General features: G+C 60.8%; 30 protein-coding genes. 20 read left to right on the top strand and 10 right to left on the bottom strand.

All coding sequences use genetic code 11. The annotated features are described in order from the left end of the window. Position 1 precedes the first annotated feature (1 nt). The 5 genes from HBJ59_RS28235 to HBJ59_RS28215 are packed head-to-tail and all read left to right on the top strand — an operon-like array spanning position 2 to position 4,575. The gene (locus tag HBJ59_RS28235) at positions 2-796 is read left to right on the top strand and encodes an ABC transporter permease (protein ID WP_003218275.1); all 795 of its coding nucleotides are present in this window, start codon (positions 2-4) and stop codon (positions 794-796) included. Then, positions 796-1,086, top strand: a complete 291-nt coding sequence (locus tag HBJ59_RS28230; RefSeq protein WP_076015746.1) for a (2Fe-2S)-binding protein — start codon at positions 796-798, stop codon at positions 1,084-1,086. The genes HBJ59_RS28235 and HBJ59_RS28230 overlap by 1 nt, the downstream gene beginning before the upstream one ends. Then, positions 1,083-2,426, top strand: a complete 1,344-nt coding sequence (locus tag HBJ59_RS28225; RefSeq protein WP_167665444.1) for an NAD(P)/FAD-dependent oxidoreductase — start codon at positions 1,083-1,085, stop codon at positions 2,424-2,426. Before HBJ59_RS28230 ends, HBJ59_RS28225 begins: the two co-directional genes overlap by 4 nt. Next, on the top strand, positions 2,423-3,526 hold the full coding sequence (locus HBJ59_RS28220; RefSeq protein ID WP_167665443.1) for an FAD-binding oxidoreductase: 1,104 nt from the start codon (positions 2,423-2,425) through the stop codon (positions 3,524-3,526). The genes HBJ59_RS28225 and HBJ59_RS28220 overlap by 4 nt, the downstream gene beginning before the upstream one ends. 17 nt (positions 3,527-3,543) lie before the next feature. Beyond that, on the top strand, positions 3,544-4,575 hold the full coding sequence (locus HBJ59_RS28215) for an ABC transporter substrate-binding protein (protein ID WP_167665442.1): 1,032 nt from the start codon (positions 3,544-3,546) through the stop codon (positions 4,573-4,575). An 842-nt stretch (positions 4,576-5,417) separates the two neighbouring features. Here HBJ59_RS28215 and HBJ59_RS28210 read toward each other — a convergent pair. The 4 genes from HBJ59_RS28210 to HBJ59_RS28195 form a co-directional block, all read right to left on the bottom strand. Next, a complete protein-coding gene (locus HBJ59_RS28210; protein ID WP_167665441.1) occupies positions 5,418-6,320 on the bottom strand; it encodes an alpha/beta fold hydrolase in 903 nt (300 codons plus the stop codon). After that, positions 6,320-7,102 (bottom strand): class II aldolase/adducin family protein, encoded by a 783-nt coding sequence (locus tag HBJ59_RS28205; RefSeq protein WP_167665440.1) that lies wholly within the window; start codon positions 7,100-7,102, stop codon positions 6,320-6,322. Before HBJ59_RS28205 ends, HBJ59_RS28210 begins: the two co-directional genes overlap by 1 nt. Positions 7,103-7,267: 165 nt before the next feature. Beyond that, entirely contained in the window at positions 7,268-7,954 is a 687-nt protein-coding gene (locus tag HBJ59_RS28200; RefSeq protein ID WP_167665439.1) for an LrgB family protein, read from the bottom strand. Further along, entirely contained in the window at positions 7,944-8,330 is a 387-nt protein-coding gene (locus HBJ59_RS28195) for a CidA/LrgA family protein (RefSeq protein ID WP_167665438.1), read from the bottom strand. The genes HBJ59_RS28200 and HBJ59_RS28195 overlap by 11 nt, the downstream gene beginning before the upstream one ends. A gap of 99 nt (positions 8,331-8,429) precedes the next feature. Here HBJ59_RS28195 and HBJ59_RS28190 point away from each other — a divergent pair, with 99 nt between their 5' ends. Beyond that, entirely contained in the window at positions 8,430-9,326 is an 897-nt protein-coding gene (locus HBJ59_RS28190; protein ID WP_076015003.1) for a LysR substrate-binding domain-containing protein, read from the top strand. Here the strand turns inward: HBJ59_RS28190 and HBJ59_RS28185 are convergent. After that, positions 9,307-9,762 carry a flavodoxin gene (locus HBJ59_RS28185; protein ID WP_003208486.1) on the bottom strand — a complete coding sequence of 152 codons (456 nt, stop codon included), beginning with the start codon at positions 9,760-9,762 and terminating at the stop codon, positions 9,307-9,309. The genes HBJ59_RS28190 and HBJ59_RS28185 overlap by 20 nt on opposite strands. A gap of 113 nt (positions 9,763-9,875) precedes the next feature. Here HBJ59_RS28185 and HBJ59_RS28180 point away from each other — a divergent pair, with 113 nt between their 5' ends. After that, positions 9,876-10,343 (top strand): PAS domain S-box protein, encoded by a 468-nt coding sequence (locus HBJ59_RS28180; RefSeq protein ID WP_076015002.1) that lies wholly within the window; start codon positions 9,876-9,878, stop codon positions 10,341-10,343. A 58-nt stretch (positions 10,344-10,401) separates the two neighbouring features. After that, positions 10,402-11,007: a hypothetical protein gene (locus HBJ59_RS28175; protein WP_076015001.1), complete on the top strand. Its 606-nt coding sequence runs from the start codon at positions 10,402-10,404 to the stop codon at positions 11,005-11,007. A gap of 2 nt (positions 11,008-11,009) precedes the next feature. On the opposite strand, the gene HBJ59_RS28170 is transcribed toward HBJ59_RS28175, so the two are convergent. Beyond that, positions 11,010-11,966 (bottom strand): MerR family transcriptional regulator, encoded by a 957-nt coding sequence (locus HBJ59_RS28170; protein WP_372241510.1) that lies wholly within the window; start codon positions 11,964-11,966, stop codon positions 11,010-11,012. A gap of 216 nt (positions 11,967-12,182) precedes the next feature. On the opposite strand from HBJ59_RS28170, the gene HBJ59_RS28165 reads away from it, so the two are divergent. From HBJ59_RS28165 to HBJ59_RS28140, 6 genes are read left to right on the top strand one after another with little or no spacing between them, the layout of a single operon-like run. Further along, complete coding sequence (locus HBJ59_RS28165) at positions 12,183-12,743, top strand: antibiotic biosynthesis monooxygenase (protein ID WP_167665437.1); 561 nt, start codon at positions 12,183-12,185, stop codon at positions 12,741-12,743. 57 nt (positions 12,744-12,800) lie between these two features. Next, positions 12,801-13,511 (top strand): dihydromonapterin reductase, encoded by a 711-nt coding sequence (folM, locus tag HBJ59_RS28160; protein ID WP_167665436.1) that lies wholly within the window; start codon positions 12,801-12,803, stop codon positions 13,509-13,511. Positions 13,512-13,531: 20 nt separating this feature from the next. Beyond that, positions 13,532-14,092, top strand: coding sequence for a GTP cyclohydrolase I FolE (gene folE, locus HBJ59_RS28155; protein WP_076014997.1), 561 nt, complete (start codon positions 13,532-13,534; stop codon positions 14,090-14,092). Between the two features lie 2 nt (positions 14,093-14,094). Continuing rightward, positions 14,095-14,466 (top strand): dihydroneopterin triphosphate 2'-epimerase, encoded by a 372-nt coding sequence (gene folX, locus HBJ59_RS28150; protein ID WP_003208474.1) that lies wholly within the window; start codon positions 14,095-14,097, stop codon positions 14,464-14,466. Positions 14,467-14,489: 23 nt separating this feature from the next. Next, positions 14,490-14,786, top strand: a complete 297-nt coding sequence (locus HBJ59_RS28145) for a DUF1244 domain-containing protein (RefSeq protein WP_008432302.1) — start codon at positions 14,490-14,492, stop codon at positions 14,784-14,786. Then, positions 14,779-15,120, top strand: coding sequence for a HopJ type III effector protein (locus HBJ59_RS28140; RefSeq protein ID WP_167665435.1), 342 nt, complete (start codon positions 14,779-14,781; stop codon positions 15,118-15,120). Before HBJ59_RS28145 ends, HBJ59_RS28140 begins: the two co-directional genes overlap by 8 nt. Positions 15,121-15,302: 182 nt before the next feature. On the opposite strand, the gene trxB is transcribed toward HBJ59_RS28140, so the two are convergent. Then, on the bottom strand, positions 15,303-16,265 hold the full coding sequence (gene trxB / locus HBJ59_RS28135) for a thioredoxin-disulfide reductase (protein WP_063033099.1): 963 nt from the start codon (positions 16,263-16,265) through the stop codon (positions 15,303-15,305). 293 nt (positions 16,266-16,558) lie between these two features. Here trxB and cysZ point away from each other — a divergent pair, with 293 nt between their 5' ends. From cysZ to HBJ59_RS28120, 3 genes are all read left to right on the top strand, one after another. Next, positions 16,559-17,314, top strand: coding sequence for a sulfate transporter CysZ (gene cysZ / locus HBJ59_RS28130; RefSeq protein ID WP_076014995.1), 756 nt, complete (start codon positions 16,559-16,561; stop codon positions 17,312-17,314). A 64-nt stretch (positions 17,315-17,378) separates the two neighbouring features. Further along, positions 17,379-18,557, top strand: coding sequence for a glycosyltransferase family 1 protein (locus HBJ59_RS28125; RefSeq protein WP_076014994.1), 1,179 nt, complete (start codon positions 17,379-17,381; stop codon positions 18,555-18,557). Between the two features lie 377 nt (positions 18,558-18,934). Continuing rightward, the gene (locus HBJ59_RS28120; protein WP_167665434.1) at positions 18,935-19,678 is read left to right on the top strand and encodes a hypothetical protein; all 744 of its coding nucleotides are present in this window, start codon (positions 18,935-18,937) and stop codon (positions 19,676-19,678) included. Between the two features lie 64 nt (positions 19,679-19,742). On the opposite strand, the gene HBJ59_RS28115 is transcribed toward HBJ59_RS28120, so the two are convergent. The 3 genes from HBJ59_RS28115 to HBJ59_RS28105 form a co-directional block, all read right to left on the bottom strand. Continuing rightward, entirely contained in the window at positions 19,743-20,846 is a 1,104-nt protein-coding gene (locus HBJ59_RS28115) for an NADH:flavin oxidoreductase (protein ID WP_167665433.1), read from the bottom strand. Positions 20,847-21,117: 271 nt separating this feature from the next. Then, the gene (locus HBJ59_RS28110; RefSeq protein ID WP_076014991.1) at positions 21,118-21,600 is read right to left on the bottom strand and encodes a glutathione peroxidase; all 483 of its coding nucleotides are present in this window, start codon (positions 21,598-21,600) and stop codon (positions 21,118-21,120) included. Between the two features lie 135 nt (positions 21,601-21,735). Beyond that, positions 21,736-22,221, bottom strand: a complete 486-nt coding sequence (locus tag HBJ59_RS28105; protein WP_003208457.1) for a peptidylprolyl isomerase — start codon at positions 22,219-22,221, stop codon at positions 21,736-21,738. Between HBJ59_RS28105 and HBJ59_RS28100 the strand changes: the two genes are divergently transcribed. The 3 genes from HBJ59_RS28100 to HBJ59_RS28090 are packed head-to-tail and all read left to right on the top strand — an operon-like array spanning position 22,190 to position 25,582. After that, entirely contained in the window at positions 22,190-22,528 is a 339-nt protein-coding gene (locus HBJ59_RS28100) for a DUF3565 domain-containing protein (RefSeq protein WP_167665432.1), read from the top strand. The two genes, HBJ59_RS28105 and HBJ59_RS28100, sit on opposite strands and share 32 nt — an antisense overlap. Before the next feature lie 60 nt (positions 22,529-22,588). After that, positions 22,589-24,688: a phosphate acetyltransferase gene (gene pta, locus HBJ59_RS28095; protein WP_017476010.1), complete on the top strand. Its 2,100-nt coding sequence runs from the start codon at positions 22,589-22,591 to the stop codon at positions 24,686-24,688. Beyond that, complete coding sequence (locus HBJ59_RS28090) at positions 24,689-25,582, top strand: acyltransferase (RefSeq protein ID WP_167665431.1); 894 nt, start codon at positions 24,689-24,691, stop codon at positions 25,580-25,582. Positions 25,583-25,594 lie beyond the last annotated feature (12 nt).

Raw genomic sequence — 25,594 nt, 5'->3', positions numbered from 1 at the left:
GATGTCCAGAAACGGTCCTTTGGCCCTGGGCTTTCACGGCCTGGTGGTGCTGTTCATGATGGCGCCGCTGGTGGTGGTGTGCCTGGTGGCCTTCACCCCGGAAAACACCTTGAGCCTGCCGACGTCGGGCTTCTCCCTGCGCTGGTTTCATGCGGTGTTCGAACGCGCCGACTTTATCCAGGCGTTCTATAACAGCCTGGTGCTGGCGTTCGTGGCCGCCACCTTGGCGACCTTGATTGCGGTACCGGCGGCCCTGGCAATCAGTCGCTACCAGTTCCCCGGCCGCAACTTCTTCAGTGCGCTATTCCTCTCGCCGATCATCATCCCGCACCTGGTGCTGGGGGTGGCGATGCTGCGGCTGTTCGCAATGATGGGCGTCAACGGCAGCTTCACCTGGTTGATGCTGGCCCACGTGGTGATCATCACCCCTTACGTATTGCGCCTGGTATTGGCCGCCGCCATCGGCATCGATCGCAGCGCCGAGCAGGCCGCCGAATCCCTCGGCGCCAGCCGCTTCACCCTGTTTCGCCAGATCACCTTGCCGATGATTTTGCCCGGCGTGGCCGGCGGCTGGTTGCTGGCGTTCATCAACAGTTTCGATGAAGTGACCCTGTCGATCTTTGTCAGCTCGCCGGCCACCCAAACCTTGCCGGTGCGCATGTACGTGTACGCCACCGAATCCATCGACCCGATGATGGCGGCCGTGTCGGCACTGGTGATCGGGTTGACAGCGGCGGCGATGATTCTGCTGGACCGGGTCTACGGCCTGGATCGCGTTTTGGTAGGGAAGCATTGATGGCGCTGTTCAAACGACTGGCCGAGACCGAGCGGCCCACCCTCACCTTCACCCTCGACGGGCAGCCTGCCACGGGCTTGCTTGGGGACACCTTGCTGACCGCCGTACTGACCTGCGCCGAGCACCTGCGGGGCAGTGATTTCAGCGCCGAACGCCGCGCCGGTTTCTGCCTGATGGGCGCCTGCCAGGATTGCTGGGTACGGCTTGAGGACGGTCGCCGGGTGCGCGCGTGTTCGACCTTGCTCGAAGACGGCCAGGCGATTCGCCGTGATCCGGGGCGCCAGGCATGAAGACAGTGGTGATAGTAGGCGCAGGCCCGGCGGGCATTACCGCAGCCCGGACCTTGCTGGACCATGGCGTAACCCCGGTGTTGGTGGACGAAAGCCTGCGCGGCGGCGGCCAGATCTATCGGCGCCAACCGGCGAACTTCCAGCGCTCGGCCAAGCAGTTGTATGGGTTTGAAGCGGGCAAGGCGACGGCGCTGCATCGCACCATGGATGAGCTAGCCACGCTTGTTGACTACCGGCCTGAAACCCTGGTGTGGAATGCGGAAAATGGCCGTCTGGACATGCTCAATAACGGCCACGCCGAGAGCATCGAGTACGCGCAAATCATCGTCGCCACGGGCGCCACCGACCGCATCCTGCCGGTGCCGGGCTGGACCTTGCCCGGCGTGTACAGCCTGGGCGCTGCGCAAATCGCACTGAAGTATCAAGGCTGCGCCATCGGCGAGCGCGTGGCGTTTTGCGGCAGCGGGCCGTTGCTGTACCTGGTGGCGTATCAGTACGCCAAGGCCGGGGCCAAGGTGGTGGCGGTACTCGACAGTGCGCCATTCAGCGCCCAATGCCGCGCCTTGCCGGCATTGCTCGGCCAGCCGGCGACCCTGGCCAAGGGTTTGTACTACCGCGCCTGGCTCACGGCCCATGGCATCCCGGTGCATCAAGGGGCAACGCTGTCGCACATCGGCGGCGAGCAACGAGTGACGGGCATCCACTGGGATCAACAGGAAATCGCCTGTGATGCCGTGGCCTTCGCCCATGCCCTGCGTAGCGAGACCCAACTGGCGGATTTACTCGGCTGTGAATTTGCCTGGAATGCATTGAACCGCGCCTGGTTGCCCCAGCGAGATGCGGCCGGGCGTAGCAGTGTCGCGGGCGTGTATCTGGCTGGCGACGGTGCAGGAATCATGGGCGCCGATGCGGCGCAAATGGCGGGCGAGCGAGCGGCGTTGGCCTTGCTGGAAGACACCGGCGTTGCCATCGACTCTCGTCGGCCGCCGGTGCTTGAACAACAATTGGCGAGGATCCAGCGCTTTCGCCATGGCCTGGAAACCGCCTTCCCGTTCCCTGAAAAATGGGCCGCTGGAGCCCCGGATGAATTGATCCTGTGCCGCTGCGAAGAAGTCAGTGTCGGCGAAGTACGCGCGGTGGTGGATGAAGGCCACTGGGAAGTGAACCGGGTCAAGGCCCATTGCCGGATTGGCATGGGCCGTTGCCAGGGCCGGATGTGTGGGCTCGCAACGGCAGAAATCATTGCCGAACGCAGTGGGCGCGAGATTCAAAACGTTGGCCGCCTACGGGGCCAGGCACCGATCAAACCCTTGCCGTTTGGCGTGGAGGTGCAGCCATGATCGACAGCGAAGTGATCGTGTTGGGCGGTGGGATTGTCGGCGCTTCAGCGGCCTTGATGCTGGCGCAGAAAGGTCGACGCGTGGTGCTGGTGGAGCGGGACTTTTGTGGCTCGCACTCCAGCGGTGTTAACTATGGCGGCGTGCGACGCCAGGGGCGGCCATTGCATCAGTTGCCGTTATCGCAACGTGCCCATGAGCTGTGGTCCGACTTGCCGGGGCTGATTGGGATCGATGGCGAATACGTGCGCTCCGGGCATTTGAAACTGGCCCGCAGTCACGAGGACCTGGCCGCCTTGCAGGTTTACGCCGACGCCACTCGGGGCTTTGGGCTGGGATTGCAAATGCTGGATCACGCTCAATTGCGGGCGCGTTTTCCGTGGGTGGGTGATGTGGCGGTCGGCGCTTCGTTATGCCCCGAAGACGGCCACGCCAATCCGCGCCTGGTCTCCCCCGCCTTTGCCCGCGCCGCGCAACGCCACGGTGCGAGGGTGATGGAGCAAACCGAAGTCACCCAGGTTGAACATGACGGCCTGCTGTTTCAGGTGCGCTGTGCCAATGGTGTGCAGCTGCAAGCCCGCTGGCTGTTGAACTGCGCCGGCGCCTGGGCCAGTACCGTGGCCGCGCAATTTGGCGAACCGGTGCCGATGACCTCGGCGCACCCGGCGATGCTGGTGACCGAGCCGTTGCCGGTGGTGATGGACGTGAGCACCGGCGTCGAAGGCGGCGGAATCTATGCGCGGCAAGTTGCCCGGGGCAATTGCATCCTCGGTGGCGGTCGCGGCTTTGCGCTGGGCCCGCAACAAGCCCGGCCGGGGCAAGCGGCGGTGCTGGAGATTCTGCGCAACGCCGGCGAGTTGTACCCGTTCCTTAAAGGTGCCCAGGCAATTCGCACCTGGAGCGGCACCGAAGGTTATCTACCCGACCACGAACCGGTGATCGGCGACAGCAGCACCCAACCCGGCCTGCTTCACGGTTTCGGCTTCGCCGGCGCCGGGTTCCAGCTCGGCCCTGCGGTCGGTGAAGCCCTGGCAGAAATCGTCTGCACGGGGGCCAGCCGGCAGCCCATCGAAGCATTTTCCATCCGTCGTTTCCAAGCCTGAGAGGAAGATTTATGCACATGATCAAACGTACTGCGCTGTCTTGCCTGTCCCTCGCCCTGTTGAGCACGGCGGCCCATGCCGCACCGACGCTGTACCTGGGCATGAACGGCGGGACCATGGAACGGGTCTACGCCGACAAGGTGCTGCCTGCATTCGAGAAAGCCAACAACGTCAAGGTGGTGATCGTGCCAGGCACCTCGTCGGACATCCTGGCCAAGGTGCAGGCCAACAAAGACAACCCGCAGATGCACGTGATGTTCCTCGACGACGGCATCATGTACCGCGCCATCTCCATGGGGTTGTGCGAGAAGCTCACGCCCAACCCGACCCTGGATCAGATTCCGGCCAAGGCGAAGATCAAGGAAGAAGCGGTTGCGGTGACGCTCGGGGTGACCGGGTTGGGTTACAACGCCAAGATGTTCAAGGAAAAGGGCTGGGCGGCGCCGACGTCGTGGATGGACCTGGCGGATCCACGGTTCAAGGACAAGGTGGTGTTTCAGTCCCTGGCCTCCTCCACATTTGGGTTGCATGGTTTCCTGATGTTCAACCGGATTCAGGGGGGTAGCGAGACCAACGTGGAGCCGGGGTTCAAGGCGTGGCCGAAGACGGTTGGGCCGAATGTGCTGGAGTACATCGCCAGCTCGGCGAAGATTTCCGAGATGGTGCAGACGGATGAGGCGGCGATCTTTCCGCTGACGCCGACGCAGGTGACCACGCAGCAGTTGTTGGGTGTGCCGATGGAGTATGCGCAGCCCAAGGAAGGGGCGGTGGTGTTGAACGTAGCGGAGTGTGTGATTGCGCGTAATGACCAGCCGGAGTTGGCGCAGAAACTGGCGCAGTTTTTGTTGACTGCAGAGGCGCAGGCGCCGGCTTTGGAGTTGGGGGATCAGATTCCTTCGAATCCTACTACGCCGACCACGGATAAGACTCGGGCTCGGGTGGAGGCGATGAACAGCTATTTGCAGACGGCGATTTCGATTGATTGGGATCAGGTGAACCAGGCGCGGCCCGAGTGGAATGCGCGGTGGAGTCGGTCGATTGAGCGGTAGGCTTTGGGGGTGAATATCCGTTATTTGGGTGATGGCTGATATTGGTTCCGCTCTTACAGCGGCTCACTTTTGAACAGCGCAAAAGTAAGCAAAACGCTCTTGCCCCACCACTCGGCACCTCGCCTAGGCTCGGTGTGCCCGCACTCCGGCTTTGGAGCGTGGGCCGCCGCGATGGGCCATCCTTGGCCCAGCGCGGCTAACCCGGCGTCCTGCCGGGTTACCCACGCTCCAAAGCCTGCGTTCGGCCAGCGTGGTTTAACGGGGCGCCTAAGATCAAGATCAAAAGCAGATCAAGGGCACAGCGGCCTACCGGCCGGCTTGAGTGTGGTGAAGCAACAGCAACAGCAAAATCAGAAGCTAAAGCGGGCACGGTCCAAATGTGGGAGCGGGCTTGCTCGCGAAGGTCGTTAACGATGACGCGGGCATTCTGAATGAACGCGGCGGTCTCAGGTTTTTCGCGAGCAAGCCCGCTCCCACAGAAAAGCAGCTCTGCTTTCGCTCTGGATCTTGCCTTTGCTTTTAACACTCAAGCCGGCCGGTAGGCCGCTGTGCTTTTGCTTTTGATCTTGATCTGACTGCCCCATTCAGCCCGAGGCCGAACGCAGGCATTGAGGAGCGGGTAAACCGGCAGGACGCCGGTTTAGCCGCGCCGGGCCATGGATGGCCCGTCGCGGCGGCCCGCGGAGCAATGCCGGAGTGAGGGAACGCCGAGCCACAGCGAGGCGCCGACAGGCGGGGCAGAGCGTTTTGGTTACTTTTGCGCTTTTCAAAAGTGACCCGCTGTAAGAGCGGAACCATAGGAGGCCGTTACCTAAATAACGGATATGCCCCCCATCAAAACCTCAAGAATAAGCCACCCGAGAAGCCCCCACCCCAAGCCCCTCCCGAAACGCCAGATAATGCTTCAACACCTGCACCGGCGCCTCAATCTGCGGATAGTGCCCAATATTCGCCAGCAACACCGCATCCGCATGCGGCACCAGTTCACGATAGCGCTGAACCATATGCCCCCCAGAAATCGGATCAACCTCCCCATCAATCACCCGCAACGGCACCTCCCCCCGCTGCATCGCTTCCACCCATCGATCCCGCTGCTGCCTACGCTGAGGAATATACGCAATCAACTTGTGCAAAATCCGCGGCCCATCCTGGCTCTCGATCAAGCTCCAGAAATCATCCAACGCACTTTCACTGGGCCGGGTCGAAGGCCCAAAAATCTGCCCGAAACTGTTGGCCAGCGCGTTACGCCCAAACGCCCGCCCGATCATCCACCCCAACGGGCTCAGCAACAGCTTCTGAACCAACGCCGGACGATGCGTCTCCGGAAACAACCCACCGTTGAGAAACACACCACTGGCCATCTGAAACCGCCCTTCGTAATGCCGCGCCAACAGCTCCTGCGCCACACTGTCACCGTAATCATGGGCCAACACATGCACCGGCTGCTGCACCCAAAGATGCTCCAGCAACGCCTGCTGCAAATCCGCCTGCTCCAGCAGGCAATAGGTGTGATCCAACGGCTTGGCCGAATCGCCAAACCCCAGCATGTCGCACGCAATCACTTGATAGCGATGGGCCAACGGCTGCCAGAGGTAATGCCAATCCCAACTGGCCGTGGGGAACCCATGGATCAGCAGCAAAGGCTCGCCCTGCCCCGCCACCCAATAACGAATGGTGCGGCCGCGAAACTCGAAGCTCTGGGCGCGCTGGCGCCAGATACGCAGCGGAATCTCGGCGAGTGGCATCAGCTTTTATACCCGGGGTCGAGTGCGTCGAGTTTGCGCAGCAGCGCCGGCCATGCCAGCGCGCCGCCCATGCCTTGGGCGCTTTTGGTAACCCCGGCGATCATCGCCCGGGCACCGGCCAATATCGGTGGTGCAATCGTGATCAATTCCGCACCACCGTTCTGCGCCATCACCTGGATATCGCAGGTGCGCTGAAAGATGAACATCATCAGGAAGGTATCGGCGATGCTGCCACCGCAAGTCAGCAAGCCGTGGTTGTGCAGCATCAGGAAATTATTTTCGCCAAGGTCGGCCTGCAAGCGGGCCTTTTCTTCGTGGTTCAGCGCCACCCCTTCGTAGGCGTGATAGGCCAGGCTGGACAGCACAAACAAGGACTGCTGGCTGATGGGCAATACGCCCTGCTTCTGCGCGGAAACAGCAATGCCGGAAGCGGTGTGGGTGTGCAGCACGCAGACCACGTCGTGGCGAACTTCGTGAACCGCGCTGTGGATGGTGTAGCCCGCCGGGTTGACCTCGTAGGGACTGTCCATCAGCTTGTTGCCGGCCTGGTCGACCTTCACCAGGCTCGATGCGGTGATCTCGTGGAACATCAGCCCATAAGGGTTGATCAGGAAGTCTTCGGTGCCCGGCACCTTGGCTGAGATATGGGTGAAAATCAGGTCGTCCCAACCGTGCATCGCTACCAGGCGATAGCACGCGGCGAGGTCAACGCGGGTCTGCCATTCGGCAGCGCTGACCTGATCTTTTACGCTGTGTGTCGATTGAACAGTGGCTAGGCTCACGGCAATGACCTCCTTGGCGCGCTTTATTATTTTTTTGAGTGAAGGGGCAATCCAGGCAGAAGGGCCAGTCTAGTCAGACGCCGAGGCTGCCGTAGTTGCATTGGCAGCCACCTTGATGACCGAGCGGGTCAGTCATGAGGATAGTTGCAACTCGCTCAAATTGCGTCAGAGAAGCGACGCCAATAAAGGCGCGGCAAACAGGTTGAGCAATCCGGTCAGCACCATCACCAGACCCGCCACCGAGCCTTCCTCGCCACCCACTTCATGGGCCCGGCTGACACCTGCGCCGTGAGCGCCCACGCCAAACAATGCGCCACGAGCCAACGGTGTGCGCAGCGGCAGCCACTTGAGCAACACGCCGCCGAGCATGGCGCCAAACACACCGGTGAACATCACGAATACGGCCGTCAGTTCCGGCACTCCGCCCAGGTCGGAAGACACCGGCATGGCGAACGGCGTGGTGATCGAACGGGGCACCAACGACATCGTCACCGAGCTGTCGAGCGCCAAGGCTTTGGCCAGGCCATACGAAGTGGCGATGGACGCCGCGCTGCCCGCCACCATCCCCAGCAACAACGCTGACCAGTGGCGCATCAGCAACTGGCGCTGCTGCCAGATCGGAATGGCGAATGCCACGGTGACCGGGCCCAGCACCAGCATCAGCCAGTGGGTGTCGGTGGAGTATTCGGCATAGGCAGTCTTCATCGGCACGGCCACCGCCAACAACAGCGCGGGCACCAGGATCAGCGGCGACAGCAGGTAACGCCCGGTGCGCAGGTAGATCCAGCGGCTGAAGGCGTAGGCGCCGAGGGTTAGCGCCAGCCAGAACATCGGCATCAGCTCAAGCTTCATGGCGCAACTTCCAACGGCAAACGAATTCCACGGTAAACGCGGTCACCAACATCACTGACAAGGTGCTGAAGCCGATCACCAGCATGATCCGCCAGCCGTCGTGCTTTACCAGGCCGCCGTAGTCCAGAAGGCTCATCAACGCAGGAATAAAGAACAGCAGCATCTCCGCCATCAGCACACCGGCACCCAATTGCAGGGCCGCCGGTTTTACCAGGCCGGTGGCGAAGGTCAGCAGCAACAGGCCCAGGCCGACCACACCGCCAGGAATGGGCCAGTTGAGCCAGGCGGCCAATTCGCAGCCCAGAAAGTAAATGGCCAGCAGGACGATCAGTTCAACCAGCAACCGACCGACGAGTTTGAAAGTTAAACGTTTCATGAGCTTTGGGTCCTCGCAGGGCTTCTATTTTAAAGAGGCGCCTGTCATCCCCACAGCGAATTGTTAGACTGCAATCTATTCCAAACTGGAATCAGGTCGATGGAATTTAAACAGCTGCGCAGCTTTGTCGAAGTGATCCACCGCGGCGGTTTTACCCAAGCCGGCAAAACCCTGCACATCAGCCAGTCCGCTGTCAGCAAGCAGGTCGCGCAATTGGAGCAAAGCCTGGGCACACCGCTGCTGGATCGCCTGGGTTCGCAGATTCGCCTGACGGCGGCCGGGCAAGTGGTGTTACAGCGGGCAGAGGCGATGCTGCGCCAGCAAGCCGAGTTGCTCAGCGAGCTGGATGACTTGAATCAACTGACCCGTGGCGAACTGCGTATGGGCTTGCCGCAGTTGGGTGGCGACACGCTGTTTGCCGGGTTGTTTGCCGAATACCGCCGGCGCTATCCGAACGTCACGATTCAACTGCTGGAAGGCGGCAGCCGCAATATCGAGCAGGCAATCTTGAGTGGAGAACTGGAGGTGGGCGGTAGCTTGATGCCCAGCGACCCGGCGTTCGCCTGGCAGGCATTTTGTGATGAGCCGCTGGACGCCCTGCTGCCCATGGATCACCCGCTGGCCGATAACGCGCAAATCCGCCTGGAGGAATTGGCTGACACGCCTTTCCTGATGTACCAACGTAGTTTTGTATTGAACGACCGCCTGTTGCAGGCCTGTCAGCAACTGGGCTTTACCCCGAAGGAAAGCGGGCGCAGTGGCCAGGCGGATTTTCTCGCCGCATTGGTGGCCGCCGGCCAAGGCGTGGTGTTGTTGCCCAGCGTGGTAGCCCGGGGCCTGGTGCGGCCCGGGGTGGTACGTCTGACGCTCAAGGCGCCGGAATACCTGCGCTGGGACATTGCCTTTATCTGGCGTGAGGGCGCCTATCTGTCGAAAGCCGCCCAGGCCTGGCTGGCATTGTTGCGAGAATTCCCGGTCAACCGCGCAGTGCAGTGACCAGTTCCGCCAGCCATGGCTCGGCGTCGGCTTCCGGGGTCACGCTTTCGCTGGCGTCCAGGCGCAGCATCGGCAGTACTTCATGCACGCCCAACTCTGCAAACAGCTCGCGCATTTGCTCGCCACCGCCGCAGAAGGTGTCGCCATAGCTGGCGTCGCCCAGGCCGATCACCGCGCCCGGCAGGCCACGCCAGGCAGCGGGCAATTGGTCGCGGATGGTCGAGTACAGCGGCTGCAGGTTGTCGGGCAACTCGCCCATGCCGGTGGTGGAAGTCACCGCCAAAAAAGCCTCGGGCGCGAAGCCCTGCACGTCAGCCAAGGTGGCACGCGGGTTGTGCCAGGCGTCGAAACCGGCAGCGTTGAGAATGCTTGCAGCGTGACGGGCGACTTCTTCAGCCGTGCCGTACACCGAGCCGGAAAGGATGGCGACTTTCATCAATCTGATCCTGTAACTGACTAAAAGCCTGGGATATTAACAGCTGGGGCCAGTGGAAAGGCTGCCAGCATGTCTTAAACTGCGAATTCCGAAGACAAGCCATGGACCGCTCAATGATTAACGCCAAGCTGATGCAACTGGTGATCAACGCCTCCAACGACGGCATCGTAATTGCCGAGCGCGAAGGCAAGGATATGCCACTGATTTACGTAAACCCGGCGTTCGAGCGCATGACCGGCTACACCCTCGACGAAATCCTCTATCAGGATTGCCGCTTCATGCAATCGGGAGACCGTGACCAGCCAGGGCTTATGGCGATTCGCGAAGCTTTGGAGAGCGGTGAGCCCTGCCGGGAAATCCTGCGCAATTACCGTAAGGATGGCACCCACTTCTGGAATGAGCTGTCGTTATCGACGGTTTACAACCCGGCCGACAAGCAGACCTACGTTGTCGGCGTGCAGAAAGATGTGACCGCTCAGGTCAAGGCCCAGCAGCGTGTCGCGCAATTGGAAGCCCAGTTGGCGGACCTCAGGGCGGAGCTTGAGGCACTCAAGGCGACGAGCGGATCTAACAAAAACTAGAAAACGCGGTCTTTAAAGAGATAATGGCGTTTTAATACCTTTTCCTTGAGCAAGATCAATGCAACGCGACGCGCTTTTGACGCAGGACGAGCTGGATTTTATTCAGACCATGCACCACAACCCGCAACTGAACGTGCGGGATGCGTCGTCGAGCCTGACGGTCAATGGCGGTGCGCAGATTCGTGATTTGCTCACCCGCTTGGCGGCTCACGACCATGTCACCCTCCAGGCACAATTCGATAACCAGCAAATGACCTTTCCGCTGCAATTAGTGGAAGACGAGTTTCATGCCGTGCATTTGCGCCTGGGTGTGCCGAGTATTTTCGAAGACGGCCCGATGATTCGCCCGTGGCGCCTGGCACTTGAAGAGCCGGTACCGCTGGAAAATATCAAGGGGCAGCCGAGTGCGCTGTGGGTGCATGAGGTGTCGTTCAAAGGGTTGCTGGTGGAAATTCGCGGGCGGGTCAAGGCGCCTAAAACCTTTTCCCTGTGGTTCAGCCCGTCCGGGTATGAGCGTATCTCGGTACGCGGCACGCTGGAGCGGGAAAATGCCCGAGGGTTGTTCGCCTATCGCCTAAGCCAGAGTGATGCGGATGAAACCGAGCGCCTGCGCCAGTTTATCCTGCAGCAACATCGCTTGTTCCACCCCGAAGTCCACGCCTGAATTCAGGTATCCAGGCCGCCGCGCAGAAACTGCTGCAGGCGGCGCTGCATCAATCGCCCTTCATTGCCCAAGCATCCGACCGGCGACCCCTTCAGTTGCTCCTGAGCCAATTCCGCCGCATCACCGGCTAACAAAAGCGGGCAGTCGATGGTCAGGGCAAGCCGCTCGAGGCGCCGGGGCAACTCACTGGTGGGCGAGTGATTGGAGAACACCACAAGGGCTTGGGGCTTGGTTTTTTCACAGACGAGTGTCAATTCATCCATCGGCTGGCCCACGGCCAAGACCTTGACCGCTAATTCGTCACCGCTCATCAGCAGGCCTGCGACGAGCAATTCCAGCTCCCGACATTCTCCCGCGATGGCCGCCAGCAGCACCCGCGGCGCCGCAGAGGCGCAGCCGGTTTGCAGGCGTTTCCAGGTGCGGCTGCGCAGGAACCCATCAAAAAACAGCCATTCGCTGGTCTGGCCAAAAAGTCCCTGGTGACGCAATAACTGCTGCCAGAGCGGCATCAGGATGTCCTGGAAAACCACGCTCACCGGGTAGGCTGCGAAAATTTGGCCATACAACCGGTCCAGTTGCCGATCGTCGAAGGCACCGACGGCCGTTCGCAACTGTTGCTGCCATTGGCTCCATTCATGTTCCGCACCGGCGGGTGCGACGGCTGCAACTTCGACTTGCTGATCATCCCGGGCGAGGATTTTCCCCACCTTGCTCACCGCCACACCGCGTTCGATCCAGTCAAGAATACGATGAACAGTGTCGATATCGGTGCGCGAATACAGGCGGTGCCCGCTTTCGGTGCGAACCGGCTGAATCAGCCCATACCGACGTTCCCAGGCACGTAGGGTGACGGGGTTGATGCCTGTCAATCTTGCCACTTCACGAATCGGGAACAACTCGTCGGAATCGGCGGGGTTGCCAAGCGTCATATCAGGGGATGGAGCAGTCATTACAGACATCAGCGCACTAAAAACACCGTGAGGAATTTGGATCCCATTTAACGCCCATACAGCTGTCCGTTTCAAGGTCTTCGGCCAGCCGACCAATGCCGCTGGTGTATTTTTTCAAAACAGGAATAATCCTTGCCTGTTTTTTCAACGTGGCTGCTTACCCCGCAGCTTCGTTCGTGCGCCACCTACCCGGCCAAGCGCACCTGATCCTTATGGAGATACACAATGTCTACCTCCCCCGTCACCCTGATGGTTGCGCGCCGCGTGGCCAAGGGTCGTTATGAAGAGTTGATGGCCTGGCTGCGCGAAGGCGAGCAATTGGCCACGGACTTTCCCGGTTACCTGGGCTCCGGCGTGCTTGCCCCGCCGCCCAACGATGATGAATTCCAGATTATTTTCCGCTTCGCCGACGAAAAGACCCTGCATGCCTGGGAGTTTTCCGCGTCTCGTGGTGCATGGCTCGGTCGTGGCAGTGAGCTTTTTGCTGCGCCCTCGGAGCATCGTGTACGCGGTATCGACGGCTGGTTTGGCGCCGCCGCCGCACGACCGCCACGCTGGAAGCAGGCCGTGGCCATCTGGCTGGCGTTTTTCCCGGTGTCGCTGCTGTTCAACTTCGGCCTTGAGCCGCTGCTCAGCGAGCTGGGTTTGTTGAGCCGTGTGCTGGTCAGCACCCTCGCGCTGACGCCGCTGATGGTTTACTTCTTTATTCCGTTGTCGACCCACCTGCTGGCCAACTGGCTGCATCCGGCTCCGGCCCGGGTAAAGGCCACCGAAGCCGCTGCTTGAGTACAAGGGAGGCCGCGCGCTGGTATAGTTTTAGCCTGCCAGCGACTCGAGCTTCCCATGTCTTCAACTCCCGCCCCGATCCTGATCACCGGTGCCGGCCAACGTGTCGGCCTGCATTGCGCCCTGCGCCTGCTGGACGAAGGGCAGCCGGTGATTTTCAGTTACCGCAGCGAACGTCCCGGCGTGCAGACCCTGCGCGAGCGGGGTGCGATTGGCGTGTTTGCCGACTTTTCCTGCGAGGCAGGTATTCTCGCCTTCATCGACGAGCTGAAGACGCACACCCAGAGCCTGCGCGCGATCATCCATAATGCGTCGGCCTGGGAGGCGGAAACGCCCGGGGACGAGAGCCGCGCCTTTACCGACATGTTCAGCGTGCACATGCTTGCGCCGTACCTGATCAACCTGCATTGTGCTTACCTGCTGCAAAGCTCCACGCCTGCGGATATCGTGCACATCAGCGATGACGTGATCCGCAAGGGCAGCCGCCAGCACATTGCCTACTGCGCCACCAAGGCCGGGCTCGACAGCCTGACCTTGTCGTTTGCCGCGCAACTTGCACCGACAATCAAGGTGAACGGCATTGCCCCGGCGATGGTGATGTTCAACGAGGGCGACGACGCGGCCTACCGCGCCAAGGTCCTGGCCAAAGCGGCACTGGGTATCGAACCCGGCCCCGAGGTGATTTACCAGAGCGTGCGTTACCTGCTGGATAACCCGTATGTCACCGGTACCACCCTGACCGTCAACGGCGGGCGGCATATCAAGTAAGCCGTTTGCGAGGATGTTGTATGACTTTGTCCCTGCCCCACCATTACCGCGAGATCCTCAAGGGCCTGGGCGAAGACCCGGAGCGCGAAGGTTTGCTCGACACGCCGAAGCGGGCCGCCAAGGCCATGCAGTACCTGTGTCATGGTTACGAGCAGAACCTGGAGGAAATCGTCAACGGTGCGCTGTTCGCCTCCGACAACGACGAGATGGTGATCCTCAAGGACATCGAGCTGTATTCGCTGTGCGAGCATCACCTGCTGCCCTTTATCGGCAAGGCCCATGTGGCCTATATTCCGACCGGCAAGGTCCTCGGCCTGTCGAAGCTGGCGCGGATCGTCGACATGTTCGCCCGGCGCCTGCAGATCCAGGAGAATCTCACGCGGGAAATCGCCGACGCTATCCAGGAAGTCACTCAAGCAGCAGGTGTGGCGGTAGTGATCGAAGCCAAGCACATGTGCATGATGATGCGCGGCGTGGAAAAACAGAATTCAACCATGAACACCTCGGTGATGCTCGGCGCGTTCCGCGAGTCGAACACCACGCGCATGGAGTTCCTGCAACTGATTGGACGGAGCAAGTAGCAATGCCACAACTTCAGCCAGGCATGGCGCGCATCCGGGTCAAAGACCTGTGCCTGCGCACGTTTATCGGGATCAACGAGGATGAAATCCTCAACAAGCAGGATGTGTTGATCAACCTGACCATCCTGTATGCCGCCCAGGAAGCCGTACGCGACAACGACATCGACCACGCGCTGAACTACCGCACCATCACCAAGGCGATCATCGCCCATGTGGAAGGCAACCGCTTCGCCCTGCTGGAGCGCCTGACCCAGGAGATCCTCGACCTGGTGATGAGCAATACGTCGGTGCTGTACGCCGAAGTCGAAGTCGACAAGCCCCATGCGTTGCGTTTTGCCGAATCGGTGTCGATCACCCTGGCGGCCAGTCGCTAACCCTTACCTTTGCAGTGAGTACCATGAACGATCAACAACGCCTCGAACTCGAAGCCGCCGCCTTTCGCCGACTGGTAGCCCACCTGGACAGCCGCAAGGATGTGCAGAACATCGACCTGATGAACCTCTCGGGCTTCTGCCGCAACTGCTTGTCCAAGTGGTACAAGGCCGAGGCCGACGAGCGCCAGATTGAGCTGAGCCTCGATGACGCCCGTGAAGTGGTGTACGGCATGCCGTACGCCGAGTGGAAAGCCCAATACCAGCAAGAAGCCAGTGCCGAACAGCAAGCGGCATTCGCCAAAGGAAAAACCCATGACTGACCTGAACACCCTGCGCGCCAGCCTCAACAGCGGCGAACACGCTTTCGCCGACACCCTGGCTTTTGTTGCCGCCGGTTACGACTACCAGCCACAACCCTTCACCAACGCCAGCGTGGAAAACGCCGCCGGGCAGAACGAAGGATCGTGCAAGACCCTGGGCCTGGCACTGCTGGAAGGCTTTAGCGACCAGGAAGCGCTGTTGGCGTTTGGCGAGCATTACCGTTCCGTGCTGGCCACGCCTGAAGGCAGTGACCACGGCAACATTCGTGCGCTGATCGAGCATGGGTTGGCGGGTGTGAAGTTTGCCGCACAGCCACTGACCCGCAAATCCTGAGTCAGGCATAGATCAAAATGTGGGAGCGGGCTTGCTCGCGAATGCGGTGTATCAGTCACCCGATGTATTGCCTGACACTCTGCATTCGCGAGCAAGCCCGCTCCCACATTTGAGCTGCGGTGTTGCATAAATCGCAGACGTAAAAAAACCGGCCTCGCAGCCGGTTTTTTTGTTTCAGCGGTTTAGAACGCAGCGTCTTTCAAACCGTCGAGGTAACGCTCGGCATCCAGTGCCGCCATGCAGCCAGCGCCGGCGGAGGTGATCGCCTGGCGGTAGACGTGGTCAGCCACGTCACCGGCAGCGAAGATACCTTCGATGTTGGTGGCCGTCGCGTTGCCTTCACGGCCGCCCTGCACGATCAGGTAACCGTCTTTTGCATCCAGCACGCCTTCGAACAACGAGGTGTTCGGGGTGTGGCCGATGGCGATGAACACGCCGTCGACCTTCAGTTCGTCGAAGCTGCCGTCGTTGTTCTTCAGGCGAGCACCGGTCACGCCCATGTTGTCACCCAGGACTTCATCCAGGGTGGCGTTGAGCTTGAGGATGATCTTGCCTTCGGCAACGCGGGCATGCAGCTTGTCGATCAGGATCTTCTCGGCGCGGAAGGTCTCGCGGCGGTGAACCAGGGTCACGGTGCTGGCGATGTTGGCCAGGTACAGCGCCTCTTCCACCGCGGTGTTGCCGCCACCGACCACAGCCACTGGCTTGTTGCGGTAGAAGAAACCGTCGCAGGTCGCGCAGGCTGAAACGCCCTTGCCCATGAACGCTTCTTCCGACGGCAGGCCCAGGTAACGAGCGCTGGCGCCGGTGGCGATGATCAGCGCGTCACAGGTGTACACACCGCTGTCGCCGGTCAGGCTGTATGGCTTTTTCGAGAAGTCGACCGCGTTGATGTGATCAAACACGATTTCGGTTTCGAAACGCTCGGCGTGTTCTTTCATGCGTTCCATCAGCACCGGGCCGGTCAGGCCGTGAACGTCGCCTGGCCAGTTGTCGACTTCGGTGGTGGTGGTCAACTGACCGCCCGCTTGCATGCCGGTGATCAGCAGCGGCTTGAGGTTGGCGCGGGCAGCGTAGACGGCAGCGCTGTAACCGGCAGGGCCGGAACCGAGAATAATCACTCGCGAATGACGGGTATCAGACATGACTCACTCCTATCGACCGCCCGGACTACAGAACGGCTGGAATAAAAAAGGAACGCGAAGCACTTGGGGAAGGCTTGAACTCGCAGATCCTGAAAATAATGGGTGCAGCGTATAGAGGGAGGCAAGATTAAGGAAATACGGAATAACAATCCAGCTCATAGGTGGTCTCTATCCCGTGCCCTCTATTAATCGACACCTTTGTTACCGTTAATGTCGCGACGCGGGCCGTGCTTTCCCGGTACTCCCAAAGCCGGTAAGGTCGGCGCGTTCGCCCCCATTGCCCGGAGTTATCCATGCCCGCCCCCGTTCTTTCAGGCCCACAGTACCTGCGCGAAGGCCTCAAACTGGTACTCAGCCCTGGCTTGCGCCTGTTTGTGCTGCTGCCACTGGCGATCAACCTGATCCTGTTCGTCGGATTGATCTACTTCGCCGGCCATCAGTTCAGCCTGTGGGTCGACACGCTGATGCCGACGCTGCCGAGTTGGCTGAGCTTTCTCAATTATCTGCTGTGGCCTTTATTCGTGGTGCTGGTGGTGCTGATGGTGTTTTTCACCTTCACCATGCTCGCCAATATCATCGCCGCGCCGTTCAACGGCTTTCTGTCGGAAAAAGTCGAAGTGGTGGTGCGCGGCACCGATGACTTCCCGGCATTCAGCTGGGCCGAACTGGCGGCCATGGTCCCGCGTACCCTGGCCCGGGAAATGCGCAAACTGGGCTACTTCCTGCCACGGGCCATCGGCCTGTTTATCCTGTCGTTCATCCCGGTGGTCAACCTGGTGGCCGCGCCGCTGTGGCTGCTGTTCGGCGTGTGGATGATGGCGATCCAGTACATCGACTACCCGGCGGACAACCACAAGCTGGGCTGGAACGAAATGCTCGCCTGGCTGCGCCAGAAGCGCTGGCAGAGCATGAGTTTTGGCGGCATCGTTTACCTGGTGCTGCTGGTGCCGGTGGTGAACCTGCTGATGATGCCGGCGGCGGTGGCCGGGGCGACGTTGTTCTGGGTGCGTGAGCAAGGCGCCGAGGCGATGGCCGTTAAAAAGGCCTGAGCCGTCACAAATCCATCATCCAAAAGACACAATGACGACATGGCCCACACCGACACTGTGGGTCATGACGACAGCTTCGCTCCACATCACCCTGATTACCGAAACCTTCCCGCCCGAGATCAACGGGGTGGCCAATACCCTTGGCCGCCTGTGTGACGGTTTGCGCGCGCGCGGGCATCAAGTCGAACTGGTTCGCCCGCGCCAGGGCAGCGACCAGAGCCGGCCCAGCGACGACGGCCTGATGCTTTGCCGGGGTTGGCCGTTGCCGGGTTATCCGGGGCTGCAATGGGGCCAGTCGTCGATGCACAAGTTGTTGCGGCGCTGGACCCGCCAGCGCCCGGATGTGCTGTACATCGCCACCGAAGGGCCGTTGGGTTTGTCCGCACTCAGGGCGGCGCGGCGCTTGGGGATCAGCGTGGTGAGTGGCTTCCACACCAACTTCCAGCAGTATTCCAACCAGTACGGCCTGGGCATGTTGAGCCGGGCGTTGACCCACTATCTGCGCTGGTTCCATAACCGTTCGACCCTGACCCTGGTGCCCAGCGCCAGCCAACGCATGGAGCTCGAGCGGCGCCACTTCGAGCGCCTGGGCATGCTTGCGCGAGGTGTCGACAGCCAGCTGTTTCATCCGGCCAAACGCGATAATGCGCTGCGTGAAAGTTGGGCACTGACCAGTGAGCAAACTGCGGTGTTGCATGTGGGCCGCCTGGCCCAGGAAAAAAACCTCGGGTTGCTCAAGCGCTGCTTTGAAACGCTGCAGGACACCTACCCACTGCGCCAGATGAAACTGATCATCGTCGGTGACGGCCCACAACGGGCGATGCTGGAAAAGGAACTGCCGGAGGCGATTTTCTGCGGCACCCTGCGCGGTGAAGAGTTGGCCAGGCATTACGCATCCGGGGATGTGTTCCTGTTCCCCAGCCTGACTGAAACCTTCGGCAACGTGGTGCTGGAAGCCATGGCGTCAGGGTTGGGTGTAGTGGCGTACGACCAGGCGGCCGCGACCCAGCATATTCGCCATGGCTACAGTGGCGTGCTGGCAATGCCGGGGGATGAGGAGGCGTTTTGCGATGCCGCGAACTGGCTGTTGGAAGAGCGCGAGAGTTTACGGCGGGTGCGGCTCAATGCCCGGCAACACGCCAGCCGTCAAGGTTGGCCAGCGATTGTCGAACAGTTTGAGATTCAGTTACGAGGTGTGTGTGGGGCCCACTTGCCCGTTACACCTGCACCTGTGACGCGATGATTAGACGACAAGGAAAGTCAGCAACTTTACCAACTCGTTCTGCTATCCCCTGAGTTACGCGGCCTGCCCTGAAAAAAAGCCTCAGCCGCACCGAAAAGCGCAGTTTCATGACTGAATATATCGGGAACGCGACCTTACGGGTTACCCACCCAAGTGACGCCTACTTATCAAAGAGGCGCCAGCTTGGGCATGGGAAAAATCCCAAAACAAGCGGGGAAAATCTATAAGCAACAACCCAATATAGAGATCAACGATGTTTATACTGAATCACGTATCAAACCCTGCCAGCGTTACTCGCTTTGAAAACCCCACGCAAGCGCAACAGCCTTCCGGCAAACAGCCAATGTCAGGGTGGGACCGACAGGATACCCAACCGAGTGGAAACGCCTGGCAACCCGCACCGCCGGATGATCGCGGCAGACGTTCCAAGTGCTCACCCGCTCGCCCTGCGCAACCCGGCAGCGGGAATCCTGCACGCCCACGGCCCGACTACGGCGCGAATCCCGCACGCCCGCAACCCGATTACGGCGAAAATCCCGCACGCCCACGGCCCGATTACGGCGCAAATCCTGCACGCCCGCAACCCGACTACGGCGCAAATCCCGCACGCCCGCAACCCGACTACGGCGCAAATCCCGCACGCCCGCAACCCGACTACGGCGCAAATCCCGCACGCCCGCAACCCGACTACGGCGCAAATCCCGCACGCCCGCAACCCGACTACGGCGCAAATCCCGCACGCCCGCAACCCGACTACGGCGCAAATCCCGCACGCCCGCAACCCGACTACGGCGCAAATCCCGCACGCCCGCAACCCGACTACGGCGCAAATCCCGCACGCCCGCAACCCGACTACGGCGCAAATCCCGCACGCCCACGGCCTGAAAACGGCGGATACCCTGCTCACCTCAGCAGAAACAACCAGCAACCGCTGTTGCGCAATCACAGCCTTCAAGCCGACGAGCAATCGTCACAATCGCGATTCATGCCTGCACACCAGGCGAATTCCGCCTATGACAGTTATTCCGAGCGCCAACCGTCCGCACTCACAGGCCGGCGCCCTTTTACGTAAACCTCATGACATCCCCACTATGGGGGTAGATGGCTCATTTACGACCTGAAAATCACAGGGAGCCGGGTAACCGGCTTCCTGTCAGAAACCTTGGTGAAAGCGCAGAATCGCGCTCAAACAAGGGTCGTCAACGCCTCACGACTAAACGGCAAGATGTCGCCCTCACGCCCTTCGCGCACTTTGAGCGCCCAATCCGGGTCCACCAGCAACGCACGGCCAACCGCCACCAGATCAAACTCGTCGTTGTTCAGGCGCTCCAGCAGGTTTTCCAGGCTGGCCGGTTGCGCAATCTTGTCGGTGTTGACCATGAACTGCAGGAACTCACCATCCAGGCCGACGCTGCCCACAGTGATGGTCGGCTTGCCGGTGAGCTTGCGGGTCCAGCCAGCCAGGTTCAGTTCGGAGCCTTCGAATTCCGGCTCCCAGAAACGGCGGGTGGAGCAGTGGAAAATATCCACGCCGGCCTCAGACAGCGGCTTGAGGAATTCACCCAGCGCTTGCGGGGTTTGCACCAGACGCGCAGTGTAGTCCTGCTGCTTCCACTGGGAAAAACGCAAGATGATCGGGAAGTCCGGGCCCACGGCAGCGCGGATGGCCTGGATCAATTCGATGGCAAAGCGCGAACGGTTGGCCAGGCTGCCGCCGTATTCGTCGGTGCGCAGGTTGGTGCCTTCCCAGAAGAACTGGTCCACCAGGTAACCGTGTGCGCCGTGGATTTCCACGCCGTCCATGCCGATGCTCTGGGCATCCTTGGCGGCTTGGGCGAACGCGGCGATCACGTCCTTGATGTCTTGCACGGTCATGCCGTGGACGACGACGTTGCCGTCCTTGAGTTTTTCGGTCGGGCCGTAAGCTGGCACGCTGGCATCCGGCTCGGTGCCGATGCGCCGCACGCTGCCTACATGCCACAGTTGCGGAACGATCCTGCCGCCTTCGGCATGTACGGCGTCGACCACTTTCTTCCAGCCGGCCAGGGCGGCTTCACCATAGAAATGCGGGACGTTCGGGTAGCCGTTGGAGGCCGGGTGACCGACCACGGTGCCTTCGGTGATGATCAGGCCGACACCGGCAGCGGCGCGGCGGCGGTAGTACTCGATAACTTTGGCGTTAGGCACGCCGCCCGGGGAGAACGAACGGGTCATCGGCGCCATCACCACGCGTGTCGGCAGTTGCAGTGCGCCGAGCTGGAACGGTTTGAACAAGGCTTGGACAGGCATGGGAGCACTCCATCAGAAAGGAATTTATGATGTGGATAATATGGAGTGAGCAGCGTACTGGATAGCACTATTGATTGGGGTGATTAAGGGGTAAAAGCGGGAAAACTTTGGCGATTGGCTTTTGTGGCGAGGGGGCTTGTCCCCCGTTGGGCTGCGTAGCGGCCCCAAAAAAAGCGGGAGCGCTTCGCACTCCAACGGGGGACAAGCCCCCTCGCCACAGGACAAGCCCCCTCACCACAGGATAAGCCCCCCCACCACAGGACAAGCGCGCTCAGCTCAAGGCTTTTTCGATTGCCTGCACGATGGTGGGATCATCCGGCGGTGTACGCGGTGAGAAACGCGCCAGGACCCGGCCGTCTTTACCCAGCAGGAATTTTTCGAAGTTCCAGGTAATGTCCCCGGGAAATTCGGCGCCCTCGCCCGCCAGCAATCGATACAGCTGGTGGCGATCGTGACCATTCACGTCGAGCTTGCTGCCCAGGGGAAAGGTCACGCCGTAGTTGAGGCTGCAGAATTCCTGGATTTCTTCTTCAGTACCCGGTTCCTGCCCGGCAAATTGATTGCACGGCAACCCGAGTACGGTGAAACCCTGGCTTTTGTATTGCTGATAGAGGTTTTCCAGCGCGGCGTACTGTGGTGTCAAACCACATTTGGAGGCGACGTTGACCACCAGCACGACTTGCCCCTTGAAGGGCGCCAGAGGCAGCTCCTGACCATCCAGGGCTTTGAGTTTAAGGTCGTGGAAAGCACTCATGACGAACTCCAGATATCCTATGTTCTTTGTAACGGCCATTCGAGATTACAGCCGCCAAGTCGGCAAGAATAGCCGCCAAATGAAAAAGGCGCCCGAAGGCGCCTTTTTCCAACTGACAGAGCGTCGCTCTATCAATTAATGGTGGTGACCACCTTCGCCGTGCACGTGGCCGTGGGCCACTTCTTCCTGGGAAGCGTCACGGATAGCGACGATCTTCACCTGGAAGTTCAGGCGCTGGCCCGCCAGCGGGTGGTTGCCGTCGACGGTCACGTCGTCGCCGTCCAGGTCGCGGATGGTGACGATCTGCATCTGGCCGTCCGGAGCGGAAGCGTGGAACTGCATGCCCACTTCCAGCTCGTCAACGCCTTCGAACATGCTGCGGCTCAGGGTGCTGACCAGTTCGGCAGCGTATTCGCCGTAGGCATCTTCAGGTTCTACGGCAACGGTCAGTTCGTCACCGACCTCTTTGCCTTCCAGAGCCTTTTCCAGGCCCGGGATGATGTTACCTGCACCTTGCAGGTAGACCAGCGGCGCGCCGCCGGCAGAACTGTCGATGACCTCACCAGCGTCGTTGGTCAGGGTATAGTCAATGGAGACAGCCTTATTGGCGGCGATCGGCATGGGGCGAGACCTTTTGCAGAAGAATGAAGAACGGACAAGTCTAAACAAGGATTTGCCCGAAAGCGAACACAACCCGGACGGACGGGGTCGAACAACTGACCCGACGGTCGTCGGATTTCACCAGGACGAAGACCAGCACTGGGTCGTCGAGCTTTCCTGCGGCCACACCCAGCACCTGCGCCACCAGCCACCCTGGCAATCCCGCGCCTGGGTCACGGACCCGGCGCAACGCCTTGAAAAAATAGACAAGCCCTTTACGTGCGGCTGGTGTGCGCAAGGCTCAGATAGAGATAACCTTGGCACCTGATTCCCGGTAGGCAGCCAGCCATAGGCCGCCACCGAAGCCATGCACCTCCAGAGAATTCGCATGCAGACTTTTTTTATCGCGCCCACCGATTTTGGTGTGGGTCTGACCTCCATCAGCCTTGGGCTGGTGCGTACCCTTGAACGGGCCGGGCTGAAAGTCGGCTTCTTCAAACCGATTGCCCAGCCACATCCCGGCGACACCGGCCCCGAGCGCTCCACCGAACTGGTGGCCCGTACCCACGGCCTGAAACCGCCCCAGCCCTTGGGCCTGGCCCATGTAGAGCGGATGCTCGGCGACGGCCAGCTGGATGAACTGCTGGAAGAAATCATCACCCTTTACCAACAAGCTGCCGTAGGCAAGGACGTGCTGATTGTCGAAGGCATGGTGCCGACCCGCAGCGCCAGCTATGCGGCCCGGGTGAACCTGCACCTGGCCAAGAGCCTGGACGCCGAAGTGATCCTGGTCTCGGCCCCGGAAAACGAAGTGCTCACCGAACTCTCCGGCCGCGTGGAATTGCAGGCCCAGTTGTTCGGCGGCCCGAAAGATCCAAAAGTGTTGGGCGTGATCCTCAACAAGGTGCGCACCGACGAAAGCATGGAAGCATTCTCGGCGCGCCTCAAAGAGCATTCGCCGTTGTTGCGCAGTGGCGATTTCCGCCTGTTGGGCTGCATCCCGTACCAGCCGGAACTCAACGCCCCGCGCACCCGCGACGTGGCCGACCTGATGGGCGCGCAGATCCTCAACGCCGGTGACTACGAAACCCGGCGCATGACCAAAATCATCATCTGCGCCCGCACCATGCGCAACACCGTGGAGCTGCTCAAGCCCGGCGTATTGGTGGTGACGCCCGGCGACCGCGACGACATCATCCTCGCCGTCAGCCTGGCCGCCATCAACGGCGTGCCGCTGGCCGGACTGTTGCTGACCAGCGACACCCTGCCCGACCCACGGATCATGGACCTGTGCCGGGGCGCGTTCCAGGCCGGGCTGCCGGTGCTGTCGGTGAGCACCGGCTCTTACGACACCGCCAACCAGCTCAACAGCCTGAACAAGGAAATCCCGATTGATGACCGCGAACGTGCGGAGATCATCACCGATTTCGTCGCCAGCCACCTCGACGCCCGCTGGCTGCATCAACGCTGCGGCACGCCGCGGGAGATGCGCCTGTCGCCGGCCGTATTCCGTTATCAACTGATCCAGCGCGCCCAGGCTGCCAACAAGCGTATCGTTTTGCCGGAAGGCAGCGAGCCGCTGACCGTGCAGGCTGCGGCCATCTGCCAGGCACGGGGGATTGCCCGCTGCGTGCTGCTGGCCAAGCCGGCGGACGTGGAAGCGGTGGCCCGCGCCCATGGTATCGAGCTGCCCGAAGGCCTGGAGATTCTCGACCCCGACCTGATTCGCCAGCGCTACGTAGAGCCGATGGTGGCCCTGCGCAAAACCAAAAGCCTCAACGCACCGATGGCCGAGCAGCAACTGGAAGACACGGTGGTGATCGCCACCATGATGCTCGCCCTGGATGAAGTCGACGGCCTGGTCTCCGGCGTCATCCACTCCACCGCCAACACCATTCGCCCAGCCCTCCAGTTGATCAAGACCGCGCCGGGCTGCACCCTGGTCTCGTCGGTGTTCTTCATGCTGTTCCCGGAGCAAGTGCTGGTGTACGGCGACTGTGTGATGAACCCGCACCCCAGCGCCGCCGAGCTGGCGGAAATCGCCCTGCAAAGCGCCGACTCGGCCGCCGCGTTCGGCATCACGCCACGGGTGGCGATGATCAGTTATTCCAGCGGTGATTCCGCCACGGGCGAAGAAGTCGAGAAAGTCCGCGAAGCCACCCTGCTCGCCCACGAAGCCCAAAGCTCACTGCTGATCGACGGCCCGTTGCAATACGACGCCGCTGCCAACGAAACTGTGGCCCGGCAACTGGCGCCTAACAGCCTGGTAGCGGGCAAGGCCACGGTGTTCGTGTTCCCTGACCTCAACACCGGCAACACCACCCACAAGGCCGTGCAGCGCAGTGCCGATTGCGTGAGCCTGGGGCCGATGCTGCAAGGCCTGCGCAAACCGGTGAACGACCTGCCCCGTGGGGCGCAGGTGGACGACATCGTGTACACCATCGCATTGACCGCGATTCAAGCCGCCAACCGACCTATGGATGTCTAAATGCTGGATTTTCTACCTGCTGCCGTGCGTGGGGTGATCGCCTCGCTGTTGCTGGCGTTGAACACGATCCTGCTGTGCTCGTTCCTGTTTATCGTGGCGCTGTTCAAGGCGTTGCCGTTTGCCAAGCGCTTCAGTGAATGGCTGATGAACCAGACCCACGAGGCCTGGATCAGCAACAACAAGGCCTGGATGAACCTGGTATGTCGCACCCGCTGGCACTTGAAGGGCCTGGAAGGCCTCGACTATGAACACTCGTACCTGGTGACCAGTAACCACCAGAGCTGGGTCGATATCATGGTGCTGCAATACGTGCTCAACCGGCGTATTCGCCCGCTGAAGTTCTTCCTCAAGCAAGAGCTGATCTGGGTCCCGGTGATCGGTCTGGCGTGGTGGACACTGGGCTTCCCGTTCATGAAGCGCTACACCAAGGCGTACCTGGAAAAGCATCCGGAAAAGAAAGGCAAAGACCTGGAAACCACCCGCAAGACCTGCGCGAAGTTTCGCCACAACCCGGTGGGCATTTTCAACTTTGCCGAAGGCACGCGGTTTACCCCCGGCAAGCATGCACAGCAGAAGTCACCGTTTCGTTATCTGCTCAAGCCGAAGGCCGGTGGTATCGCGTTTGTGCTGGATGCCATGGGTGAACAGCTAAAGTCGCTGGTGAACGTGACCATTCACTATCCTGGTGGGCGCCCCGGTTATTGGGATTTGCTGTGCGGGAATGTGAAGGACGTGGTGGTGCAGTTTGAAGAGGTGCAGATTCCGGCCGAGTTTATCGGCAAGAATTATGAGCAGGATGGGGAGTATCGGTTGGCGTTCCAGGGCTGGATCAACCGGTTGTGGGAAGAGAAGGATGTGTTGCTGGAACAGCTTCACCGCGACTTTCCTGCCTGACACCTGTAGGAG

Origin of the sequence: Pseudomonas sp. AN3A02, assembly GCF_011765255.1 — a bacterium.
GTDB lineage: Bacteria > Pseudomonadota > Gammaproteobacteria > Pseudomonadales > Pseudomonadaceae > Aquipseudomonas.
This window is presented reverse-complemented; position numbering and strand designations above follow the sequence as displayed.